8 protein-coding genes are annotated in these 12,270 nt (G+C 33.7%); all 8 read left to right on the top strand.

Translation table 11 applies throughout. The features are described 5' to 3' along the window. The first annotated feature begins 208 nt into the window (after nt 1-208). Nucleotides 209-3,868: a phosphoribosylformylglycinamidine synthase gene (gene purL, locus KZH69_RS19865; protein WP_219319213.1), complete on the top strand. Its 3,660-nt coding sequence runs from the start codon at nt 209-211 to the stop codon at nt 3,866-3,868. 113 nt (nt 3,869-3,981) lie between these two features. Then, nucleotides 3,982-4,857 (top strand): hypothetical protein, encoded by an 876-nt coding sequence (locus tag KZH69_RS19860; RefSeq protein WP_219319212.1) that lies wholly within the window; start codon nt 3,982-3,984, stop codon nt 4,855-4,857. A 126-nt stretch (nt 4,858-4,983) separates the two neighbouring features. After that, nucleotides 4,984-5,619 carry a response regulator gene (locus tag KZH69_RS19855; protein WP_219319211.1) on the top strand — a complete coding sequence of 212 codons (636 nt, stop codon included), beginning with the start codon at nt 4,984-4,986 and terminating at the stop codon, nt 5,617-5,619. Nucleotides 5,620-5,662: 43 nt separating this feature from the next. Continuing rightward, on the top strand, nt 5,663-7,372 hold the full coding sequence (locus tag KZH69_RS19850; RefSeq protein WP_219319210.1) for a sensor histidine kinase: 1,710 nt from the start codon (nt 5,663-5,665) through the stop codon (nt 7,370-7,372). A 306-nt stretch (nt 7,373-7,678) separates the two neighbouring features. Further along, entirely contained in the window at nt 7,679-8,281 is a 603-nt protein-coding gene (locus KZH69_RS19845) for a hypothetical protein (protein WP_219319209.1), read from the top strand. A 206-nt stretch (nt 8,282-8,487) separates the two neighbouring features. Continuing rightward, the gene (locus tag KZH69_RS19840; protein ID WP_219319208.1) at nt 8,488-8,925 is read left to right on the top strand and encodes a hypothetical protein; all 438 of its coding nucleotides are present in this window, start codon (nt 8,488-8,490) and stop codon (nt 8,923-8,925) included. 218 nt (nt 8,926-9,143) lie between these two features. Beyond that, entirely contained in the window at nt 9,144-10,925 is a 1,782-nt protein-coding gene (locus KZH69_RS19835) for an AMP-dependent synthetase/ligase (protein WP_219319207.1), read from the top strand. Between the two features lie 99 nt (nt 10,926-11,024). After that, nucleotides 11,025-12,074, top strand: coding sequence for a proline iminopeptidase-family hydrolase (locus KZH69_RS19830; protein ID WP_219319206.1), 1,050 nt, complete (start codon nt 11,025-11,027; stop codon nt 12,072-12,074). The last annotated feature ends 196 nt before the right edge of the window (nt 12,075-12,270 follow it).

Here is a 12,270-nt window from a genome sequence, read left to right as displayed (position 1 = left end):
TTAGGAGGCTGGAAAGGTTATCTTTCAGAGAGAAAACCTGGCATCACAACCTTTTGGATTGGTCTTCAAAAATTCGCCGCAATTATGCAAGGCTGGATGCTTTTTAGAGATGTGTCCAGACCGTAGCAATTATGTCGCTTTTTTTTTATTCCTTTTTTAATCTTAATTAACTAAATTTGCACCGTTAAATACAACAAACTACACAACAATGATCCATTTCTTTGAAAACCAAAGCAAAACTGTTTTTGCAGTACAAACGCAAAACGAAATTTCGGCTCAAGACATTTCAAAACTCAACTGGCTTTTTGCCGACTCGAATAAAATAGAAAAATCCGTTTTGTCGGATTTTTTTGTTGGACCGCGTGCCACTATGATTACGCCTTGGAGTACCAATGCGGTAGAAATTACCCAAAACATGGGGATTTCTGGAATAATTCGTATTGAAGAATTCCAAAAAGTAAGGGCTGATTTCAACGATTTCGATCCTATGCTTTCGCAAAAATATACCGAGTTGAATCAAGATATTTTCACGATTCACATTCAGCCTGAAGCTATTTTGAATATTGATGATATTGCTGCTTATAACAAAACAGAAGGCTTGTCTTTGAGTCAGGAAGAAGTAGAATATTTGGATAATTTGTCAACTAAATTAGGCAGAAAATTAACGGATTCTGAGATTTTTGCCTTCTCACAAGCCAATTCAGAGCACTGTCGTCACAAGATTTTCAACGGAACTTTTGTTATTGATGGCGTAGAAAAAGAAACTTCTCTTTTTAAATTAATCAAAAAAACATCTCAGGAAAATCCTAACGATATTGTTTCGGCTTACAAAGACAACGTGGCTTTTGTAAAAGGACCAAGAGTACAACAATTTGCTCCAAAAACTGCCGACAAACCTGATTTTTACGAAATAAAAGAATTTGATTCGGTTATATCTTTAAAAGCTGAAACACATAATTTCCCAACAACAGTGGAGCCTTTCAACGGAGCTGCAACAGGATCAGGAGGAGAAATTCGTGACCGTTTGGCCGGAGGACAAGGGTCTTTGCCAATGGCAGGAACTGCAGTTTACATGACTTCTTATTCTCGTTTGGAAGAAAACAGACCATGGGAAGATGCCGTAACCGAAAGAAAATGGTTGTATCAAACTCCGATGGACATCTTGATAAAAGCTTCAAACGGAGCTTCTGATTTCGGAAATAAATTTGGACAGCCACTTATTACTGGTTCGGTTTTGACTTTCGAACACGAAGAAAATAACCGCAAAATTGGTTACGATAAAGTAATCATGCAAGCGGGAGGAATTGGTTACGGAAAATTAGATCAAGCCATCAAACACAAACCACAAGAAGGGGACAAAATCGTTATCCTTGGTGGAGAAAATTATAGAATTGGAATGGGTGGAGCTGCGGTTTCATCAGCAGATACAGGAGCTTTTGGTTCAGGAATTGAATTGAATGCGATCCAACGTTCCAACCCAGAAATGCAAAAACGTGCTGCCAACGCCATTCGTGGTTTGGTAGAAAGTGATAATAACCCTATCGTTTCCATTCACGATCACGGTGCAGGTGGACACTTAAACTGTCTTTCGGAATTGGTGGAAGAAACAGGAGGCTTGATTGATTTAGACAAATTACCTGTTGGAGACCCTACGCTTTCGGCAAAAGAAATCATTGGTAACGAATCCCAAGAAAGAATGGGATTAGTTATTGGTAAAAAAGATATCGACATTTTACAACGAATTGCAGACAGAGAACGCTCTCCAATGTATCAAGTAGGTGATGTAACTGCCGATCACCGTTTTACTTTCGAATCAAAAACTACTGGCTTAAAACCGATGGATTATGCTTTGGAAGATTTCTTTGGAAGTTCACCAAAAACGGTAATGATTGACAAAACTATTGATTACAACTATCCTGAATTAGAATATAGCGTAAAAAACATATCTACTTACTTAGAGCAAGTTTTACAACTAGAAGCTGTTGCCTGTAAAGACTGGCTAACCAACAAAGTGGACCGTTGTGTAGGTGGAAAAGTAGCCAAACAACAATGTGCAGGACCATTGCAATTGCCTTTGAACAATGTTGGTGTTATGGCTTTGGATTATCAAGGAAAAGAAGGAATTGCAACCTCAATAGGACACTCTCCTATTGCTTCTTTGATTGACCCTGTTGCAGGAACAAGAACAGCAATTGCAGAGTCACTATCAAACATTGTTTGGGCTCCGATTAAAGACGGATTGAAAGGGATTTCACTTTCGGCCAACTGGATGTGGGCTTGTAAAAATGAAGGTGAAGATGCTCGTTTATATGCAGCTGTTGAAGCTTGTTCTGACTTTGCAATCGAATTAGGAATCAACATTCCGACCGGGAAAGATTCACTTTCGATGAAACAAAAATATCCAAACGACGAAGTAATTGCACCGGGAACGGTAATTATTTCGGCTGGTGGAAACTGTACAGACATTAGAAAAGTAGTGGAGCCTGTTTTACAAAAAGACGGTGGTTCAATTTATTATATTAATTTGTCCCAAGACAACTTCAAATTAGGAGGTTCTTCTTTGGCACAAACACTGAATGCAATCGGAAACGAAGCGCCAACCATTAAAGATGCTGCTTTTTTCAAAAATGCATTTAATACATTACAAGAATTGATTTTAGACGATCAAATTTTAGCTGGACACGATATCGGAAGCGGCGGTTTGATCACTACTTTATTGGAAATGTGTTTTGCTGATGTAAATTTGGGAGCCAAAATTGACTTCTCAGTTTTTGAAGAAAAAGACATTATAAAATATCTTTTTGCAGAAAACATAGCGGTTGTATTCCAAGCCAATTCAGACGAAGCAGTTGAAGCTAAATTGAAAGCCAACAATGTATCTTTCTACAAATTAGGAAATGCAACAACAGAAGCTACTTTAGACTTTGGTCCTTGCAAATTAGACATTGTCAAATACAGAGACATTTGGTTTAAGACTTCATTTTTATTAGACCAAAAACAAGCTAAAAACGGAACCGCACAAGCCCGTTTCGACAATTACAAAAACCAAGTATTAAACTACACTTTCCCTGCACACTTTACTGGTAAAGCACCTGTCATCTCGAGCGCAGTCGAACGACCAAAAGCGGCTATCATTCGTGAAAAAGGAAGTAATTCCGAGCGTGAAATGGCCAATGCAATGTACTTAGCAGGTTTTGATGTAAAAGACGTTCACATGACCGATTTGATTTCGGGACGTGAAAATCTGGAAGATATTCAATTCATCGGAGCTGTTGGTGGATTCTCGAATTCAGATGTTTTGGGTTCTGCCAAAGGTTGGGCCGGAGCTTTCAAATACAATGAAAAAGCAAACACTGCATTGAAAAACTTCTTCAAAAGAGAGGATACTTTATCTGTAGGAATCTGTAACGGTTGTCAATTGTTTATGGAATTAGAACTGGTAAATCCAGAGCATGAAGTTCACGGAAAAATGCTTCATAATGAAAGCCACAAACACGAAAGTATATTTACTTCGGTAAAAATTCAAGAAAACAAATCGGTGATGTTGTCGACTTTGGCGGGAAGCACGCTTGGAGTTTGGGTTTCTCATGGTGAAGGAAAATTCAATTTACCATACGCAGAAGACCAGTACAACATCGTTGGAAAATACGGTTACGAAGGATATCCTGCCAACCCGAATGGATCTGATTTCAATACAGCTATGATGTGTGATTCAACTGGTCGCCACTTGGTAATGATGCCACATATTGAACGTTCTACTTTCCAATGGAACTGGGCACACTATCCAAAACACAGAAATGACGAAGTTACACCTTGGCACGAAGCTTTTGTGAATGCCAAGAAATGGATAGACAATACAAACAAATAAGATTTAAGTAATCAATATTTTATTACCAAATAAAACCCGTCTCTTGCTATTTTCAGAGACGGGTTTTTCATGAAGTATTTTGTTTAAAATCTTCAATTAACCTAAAACAACCAATGAATAGAATCAAAAACCTTTTTATTATAAGTCTGATGCTTCTAATAAATCCTGCCTTTTCTCAAATTTCAGATGCGTCATTAAAAAGTAATCCTATGTTGGAATTATTGGGTGCTAATGCAAAAACTATGGGACTAAAAGGAGATGTAACCCAAATGCAGGTACAGCAATTTTCATTAGATGCAAAAGGGAACAAAATTGCCGATTCTCTAACATTTAGTAATCTGTATAAATTCGACAAAGACGGTCTTACTAAAGAATTTGAGGAAAATTATACCGACTTTCAATCGAAAAAATATTTTTTCAGTTACACCAACAAAGGCTATGTTTCACATATAGACATTGAAACAAACGATTTATCAAAAGATAAAGACACATCAGATACCAATTTGGCTAATCAGGCTCAAACATCTTTTTTTTCAACAATTGATTACAAATATGTCAAAAAGAAGAATATTTTATACAAAGGACAAGAAAATATTGAAGGAGAATTAAAAAAGACAAATACCCGAAATGAGTATTTTTATCATTTCAATGATAACAATCAAATTGTCCAAATTGATTACCAATCTACAGATTTAGTCACAAAATACATTTATGATCCTAACGGAATGATAAATGAAATACAGACTTTAAAATCAGGTGTACTATTGAATAAAAATATCTGCAAATATGACCGAAATAACAGATTAATTCATATTATTACTATTAAAGCAAACAACAATACAAAATACCCTAATGAGGAAATATCCATAAACTATAAATTGGATAACAATGGAAACATTATCGAGAAAAAAACGTTAACCTACCTTTACACTAAAGGAACTAAAGATTTTTTTGAAGGATATTTACATCTTTATAATTATACTTATTAATCCTTTTTATACGCTCCCGCAAGAGTGAACTCGCTGTTTATTAAGAATCTAAAATACCCATTAATGGGTATTGTCATTTTTTCATGATTAATTGTAACTTGCTACTGATTTTATGATAAGATTTTTATGGGCAAAAAAATTGTTATTTGTGATGACCACATTCTTTTTTTAGGAGGCATTACCGAAATTCTAAAAAAATTTGGGCATGACTATTCCATATTTCCTTTTGGTAATTCTGAATTGTGCAGAAATTACATTCAGCAAAATAGTATAGATGTTTTTATATGTGATCTAAATATTAATGGTTTTGACGGTTTTGTATTACTTGAAGAACTTAAGAACGAATTACAACAGGCTAAGTCAATAATTCTTACCGCTTATTTTGAAGATTTTTTAATTCAAAAAGCAGAAAAAATGGGTGTAAATGCTTTTTTAAAAAAAGAAACTACAGCAGAAGAACTTGTCGAAGTTATAGAAATGGACAATGCTGCAGCATTTTATATTAATAAAAACCACAAAAAAATAACTCATAATTATACCTCTTTAGATGGAAATATTGTCAATAAATTTCGTTTATCCAAGCAAGAAAAAGAAATTATAAAACTGATAATTGAAGGAAAAACAAGTAAAGAAATTGCAGACTTATTATACATTAGCAAATCGACTGTAGACACTCATAGAAAAAACATCAATAGAAAACTCGAAATTTCTAATTGTGGATCTCTAATAAAATTTGCCCATGAGAATAATATTTTTTCTTAGCCTATTTCTCTTTTCCCAGCTTACCTCTAGCCAAAGTACAAAGTTGATTTTAAAAAATCCTCTTTTCGCTGTAGACACACTATCACAGTGGAATCGTAATGATATTAAAACCAAAAAATTTCAATCCTTTGATTTAAAAAAAGGAATTGATATTGGATACAATAAAAACAACGCTGTTTGGTGTACATTAAAGATTAAGAATTTAGACAACATTAATACTCAGTCCAAATGGATTTGCCTCAACAATAATGATCTTGATAGCATTTCTTTATTTGATAACAATACTATAAAAACTCTTGGGGACAGAACTAGAAATATAAGTCCGTTTATAGAAGCACAAGCATTTGAAGTAACATTAAAACCTAACCAAGAAAAAGTTCTCCTTTTTAGAATCAAAAAAATAGTTTCTTTCGCAAAATTTAATTTTTATTTAGAAGATGAAAGCGCATTAATACAAAAATCGAACCATAAAATAGCCCTTCTTTCTTTTTCACTTGGAATTGTTTTCTTAGTAATCTTATTTAACTTCCATTTATATTATTTTTCAAGAGACAAAATCTATTTGTGTTACAATCTATATGCAACTGTTACTATTATCTATTTGATGATTTCAACCCACTTTGCTAAGAATATTTTCTTTAATAATTTTCTCTATTTCAGTGAACTTAGAATCTATTCCGCAGCAATATGGATGATTGTTTTAACACTGTTTGTAACTACTTTTTTAGGAGTAAAACAAACACAATCCAAAAAATATAATATTATCATCTTACTTAATACGATCAATTTAATATTAATTTCTATTACTGTATTCCTATTGCTCATAAACAAAAATGAATGGCTAAAACCGTTCTTCTATATTGGATATATCAATTTCACAATCATATTTTTTTTTATATTAATGAATGCTTCGCAAAATTTAAAAAATAATAGAAACTCAGCAATTTATGTTCTAGCGGCATTTATACCACATATAGTTTGGGGAACCGTCAATATTTTCAGCTCATTCAAAATCATAGGCTACTCAACACCACACAACTCTCTGATTTATATTTGCTTCTATGAAATTCTAATGTTTGGATATATATTGACACAAAATTACATATCGACCTTTCAGAGAAACAATGAACTCAACAGAGAAATAATTTTAGAAAAAGAAAAAACTTTACAAACTATAACAAACACACAAATCAGAGAACGACGCAATATCTCTAATATTATTCATGATAATTTCGGAAGCAAAATAGCTCACATTTTACAACTTATACAATTAAAAAACAACGACTTAGCAAAAAATAATATTGAAAAATTGGCTAGTGACATCAGAGAAATATCACATACTATTTTGCCGAAATCTTTAGATGAGGGTGCTCTCATTTCTAGCTTAGAATCACAAATACCATCATGGAATTTAAATCTAAAAAATACTTCCATCGAAATTTTTTCTTATGATTTCCCAGAAAAGATTCAAGAAAAATGGATTTTTGATATGTATCTTATATCGCTCGAAATCATTAATAACGCATTACGACATGGTCAACCAACATCAGTAATCATTGAACTTTATGCCTATTCAAAACACTATCTTTTTCAATTTACAGACGATGGAAAAGGATTTGATCCCCAAGTAATAGCCAAAGGATTTGGTTTGGAAAATATAGAAAAAAGAGTTTTATTTTATAAAGGAACATTGGACATCAATAGCTCAAAAAACAACGGAACGATACTCCAAATATGCATTCCAAAAATCTAAAAATACCCATTTGTGGGTATTGCCCTTTTTATATATAAGATTTTACTTTGTTCAAGTACGATGAAGTTAATAGCAATCTAAATAACCATTTTTATCATTCGCACAAAAAACTGCACATTAAATAGTTGCTTATCTTCTGCGAAATAGTTTCGAATAATCAAATTTAAAATCGGACATTATTTTTTTTAGTTCAATCAAAGAGGCAATAATCCTTATAAAGGAAAAAATCTTTTTTCTTGTTCTTGAAACTAATAACTATCCAATTCATATTACAATTGTAATAACAATATCTAAAAAATAAAAATCATGAAAACCATTAAAACATTAAGTAAATACCTAATTCTTTTTTCAATAGTATTAACTTCTTGCACTAATGATGAAAAAAAAGACCCAACCCGTCTTAATAGCCAAAATACTATAGATTATTTACATTTATCCTTTAAAACACCTGATTGGGAAAGAAAAATAAATTGTGATAAATTAGACCTTTACCCAAACGAAATAAACGACTCTACATCAACCGTTCTTGCTAGCTCGGCATCTACTAATGAAACATTTTGTTTTTCATACCCAAGAGACAGTTCTAAAATTGTAAAGGCAAAAATTTTGAAAAAACACAAAATAATGGCAACTTATGAAAATAATGAACCCTTCCAATTCTCGCAAAAACTACCTTTGGATGCAAATAGTATTGATGACACTACAAAACGATTAATAAGTTTAGAAGGGTTTTCAGAGACAGAATACAATCAAGTAGTCGCGGTAAAATACTTAAAAAGTGAACCAAAATACGCAGTCTTTATCGTTGAATGTAAATATGAGATGAAAGCCAACGTAATTTCTTCGTCAGATATTAGTAAGCCAATTACAGGAACATTTATATTTAAAATCAGAACAAACAAAAAATAATCGATGGCAACGATCTAGTTAAAATACTAAAAAAAAGATAGATAGACAGTTGTCCAATTTAAATAATAAAAAAAACTCATTCCAATACCCGAATGAGTTTTTTTTATCTAAAATTCAGTTTGTACCTTAGCACAAAATACACCTTTAACCCTTGTATAAAAAGCAACGCCCCTTGCTCTTTAAACTTTTTAAAATAACCTACATTCATGAAAAAACTTTTCTTATTGGCCGCTGTACTTTTATTGAGTGCAACAAATTCCTACGCTCAACTTAAAATCACCAAAATCAACGAAAAAGGCAAAGACCACTATATTGCCACAGTCATTGGTTATCCTATAACGGGCCTTTATACATATGTAAACCAAATCGAGCCTACAACAATCCTAAATCCGGATGGCACAGGAATTATGCAAAACGAAGATCTCATTAAAGAAAATATTATTTGGGGGATCGAATGTTCCGAATCTGGAATTCCTATTTTCAAAGAAGGATTCAACAGTGCCTCGTATTCTTTTTGGTATAAAAAAACAGATTCTTCCAAATCTGAAGATGAGAACGAATGGATTTTACAATCCTTTTCAATTCATCATGACAAAAAGAAAATGTTCATTTCTGGAGAGAGAGTAAAAGAATATATAGAATAACCAACTACAAATTAAAAGCTCTGATAACTACTATTTTATAAGTTAAAAAATAGGCGAAAAATATTTCTATCCATTTTTTACAGCTAATTTTGACAATTTTAAGAAAACGATTTCGTTGATTACCAATACTGTAATTATATTAATCGTAATTATTCTTTATAAAATAAAAATTATTATTAATTTTTATTTAATTTGCGAAAAAATTTAATAATTATACAATGATAACCATCACCCGTCTCTTTGATTTCCCCTATTATCAGCTAGAAAATTACAATAAACCGGATGCTTTAGTAACGAAGCAAAATGGTGTTTGGGTGAAAACCTCAACCCAAGAATATATTGACAAAGCCAATGCAATTTCCAGAGCATTGCTTCGAATGGGTATTCAAAAAGATGACAAGATAGCTATCATTTCAAGCAGTAACAGAACCGAATGGCATATCATGGATATTGGTGTTTTGCAGACTGGTGCCCAAAACGTTCCTGTCTATCCGACTATTGCTCAAGAAGATTATGAATATATTCTGAATCATTCTGAAGCGATGTATGTATTTGTTTCGGATATTGAAGTATTGAATAAAGTAAACAACATCAAAGCGAATGTGCCTTCCTTGAAAGAAGTGTTTTCTTTTAATGAAATAGAAGGCTGCAGAAACTGGAGTGAATTATTAAAACTAGGAGAAGACAAAAGCAATCAAGATGTAGTCGAGGACAGAAAGAACAATGTAAAAACGGATGATTTAGCCACTATCATTTATACATCCGGAACAACCGGAAGACCAAAAGGAGTTATGCTTTCTCATAAAAACATAGTGTCAAATGTGCTTAATAGCGCCCCCAGAATTCCTTTTGAAGCAGGAAAAAGTGTGGCATTGAGCTTCCTTCCGATCTGTCACATTTTCGAAAGAATGATTTTATATTTATACCAATATTATGGTGTATCTGTTTATTTTGGAGAATCGATTGACAAAATCAGTGCTAATTTAAAAGAAGTTCGACCAAACGTAATCACAGCTGTACCACGACTTCTTGAAAAAGTATATGACAGTATTCTTGCCAAAGGAACTGAACTGAAAGGAATTAAAAAATTGCTTTTCTTTTGGGCTATCAATTTGGGACTGCATTATGCTCCTTATGGTGCCAACGGTTTTTGGTATGAATTTCAATTAAAAATTGCCCGTAAATTAATTTTCAGCAAATGGAAAGAAGGTTTGGGAGGTAATTTGGATTTAATGGTTTCCGGAAGTGCTGCTCTTCAAAAAAGATTAGCCCGCGTTTTTGCTGCTGCCGAAATTCCGGTAATGGAAGGCTACGGATTAACCGAAACTTCTCCTGTTATTACCGTAAATGACATGAGAAACAGAGGTTTCAAAGTTGGAACAGTTGGTAAAGCCATTGATAATGTAGAAGTAAAAATTGCCGAAGATGGTGAGATTCTTTGCAAAGGGCCTAATGTGATGATGGGGTATTACAAAGATCCCGAAAAAACTGCCGAAGCGATTATCGATGGGTATTTCCACACAGGAGATATTGGAAATGTTGACGAAGAAGGTTTCCTAACGATTACCGATCGTAAAAAAGAAATGTTCAAAACCTCCGGAGGAAAATACATTGCACCTCAAATTATCGAAAATACCATGAAACAATCTCGTTTTATCGAACAGATTATGGTTATTGGAGATGGTGAAAAAATGCCTGCTGCTTTCATTCAACCTAGTTTTGAATTTATCAAGGAATGGGAAAAACTACACGGAATTGAGGTAGGTAAAACCAATGAAGAAATAATAGCACACCCAAAAGTTATTGCACGTATTCAAGAAGAAATTGATCATATCAATCCAAAATTCGGAAATTGGGAACAAGTAAAACGTTTTGAATTGACACCGGATGTTTGGTCAATTGAAGGAGGACACCTTACTCCTACTTTGAAATTGAAACGAAAAATTATATTAGAAATTTATAAAAACCTATACATTAAAATATACGGTCATTTCGAATAAAAACCAATTAAATTAAAATTCACAAGTCCTGATAGTCACTATCGGGACTTTTGCGTTTAAAAACTTCTTATCTTCACAATTCTATTCAAAAACCATGTTATGAGAAACAAAATCTACTCCCTCCTTTTCATCAGCCTCTTTTTAATTGCAGGCTGTAAAGAAAAAACGGAAGACAGCGTAAAAGCCAATTATCTGAGTTTTGCCAAAAGAGACGATCAGTTTACCGGCGGGATCAAAATGATCCCAATTACCACTCCAAAAGGCACTTTCAAGGTTTGGACAAAAACGGTGGGCAACAATCCAACGATCAAAGTATTGTTGCTTCACGGAGGTCCCGGTCTCACGCATGAACTATACGAAGCTTTTGACGGCTATTTTCCAAACGAAAGTATTGAGTACATCTACTATGACCAATTGGGTTCGTATTATAGCGATCAGCCCAATGATAATAGCTTGTGGACAAACGAACGTTTTGTCGAAGAAGTAGAACAGGTTCGAAAAGCATTGGGTTGTGACAACACCAACTTTTATGTTTTGGGACAATCTTGGGGCGGAATCCTTGCGATGGAATATGCTTTGAAATACCAAAAGAATCTCAAAGGATTGATTATTTCCAACATGATGGCCAGCGCACCTGCGTACAACAAATATGCCGAAGAAGTATTGGGACCCAAACTTCCAAAAGCTGTTTTTGACCAAATCAAAACATTTGAAAAAAACAAAGATTACACCAACCCAAAATACACCGAACTGCTGTTCAAATATTACTATACCGAGCACATACTAAGAATGCCAGTTGACCAATGGCCAGAATCCATAAACAGGGCTTTCAAGCACATGAACCCGTCTGTGTATGTGTACATGCAAGGCCAAAGTGAATTTGGAATTACCGGAAACGCCACTTTAAAGGATTGGGATGTCACGGCTCGACTCAAAACGATTACCGTTCCGACACTTGTGATTGGTGCCAAATTCGACACCATGGATCCCAAACACATGGAATGGATGTCTCACGAAGTACAAAACGGACGCTTTTTGTTTTGCCCGAACGGAAGCCACCTTTCGCAATACGATGACCAGAAAAACTATTTCAAAGGCGTGATTCAGTTTTTGAGAGATGTGGATAGTGGGGATTTTAAGAAAGGGTGAATAATCTGATAGAAATGATAGAAATATAAAAGCGTCCTGAATTGGGACGCTTTTGGGTTTATAACTTTAAGGTAGTGTCTCACTAAGTGTGTAAGTTGAAAAGTTATTCTGAAAAATATTTGAGCTAATTTAAAAAGCTCAAAAATATTTTTTGGAAATAACTTTTTTGCTATTTTTAAAATTACATAGTTATGAT

The organism is Flavobacterium taihuense, from assembly GCF_019351435.1.
In the GTDB taxonomy this organism is placed as follows: Bacteria; Bacteroidota; Bacteroidia; order Flavobacteriales; family Flavobacteriaceae; genus Flavobacterium; species Flavobacterium taihuense.
Note: the sequence above shows the minus strand (reverse complement) of the source record. Positions and strands in the feature narration are given on the sequence as shown.

Bases quoted from the DNA above. Each gene is read 5' to 3' on its own strand.
- purL (WP_219319213.1), top strand. From the start codon at position 209: ATGATCCATTTCTTTGAAAACCAAAGCAAAACTGTTTTTGCAGTACAA.
- KZH69_RS19860 (WP_219319212.1), top strand. From the start codon at position 3,982: ATGAATAGAATCAAAAACCTTTTTATTATAAGTCTGATGCTTCTAATA.
- KZH69_RS19855 (WP_219319211.1), top strand. From the start codon at position 4,984: ATGGGCAAAAAAATTGTTATTTGTGATGACCACATTCTTTTTTTAGGA.
- KZH69_RS19845 (WP_219319209.1), top strand. From the start codon at position 7,679: ATGAAAACCATTAAAACATTAAGTAAATACCTAATTCTTTTTTCAATA.
- KZH69_RS19840 (WP_219319208.1), top strand. From the start codon at position 8,488: ATGAAAAAACTTTTCTTATTGGCCGCTGTACTTTTATTGAGTGCAACA.
- KZH69_RS19835 (WP_219319207.1), top strand. From the start codon at position 9,144: ATGATAACCATCACCCGTCTCTTTGATTTCCCCTATTATCAGCTAGAA.
- KZH69_RS19830 (WP_219319206.1), top strand. From the start codon at position 11,025: ATGAGAAACAAAATCTACTCCCTCCTTTTCATCAGCCTCTTTTTAATT.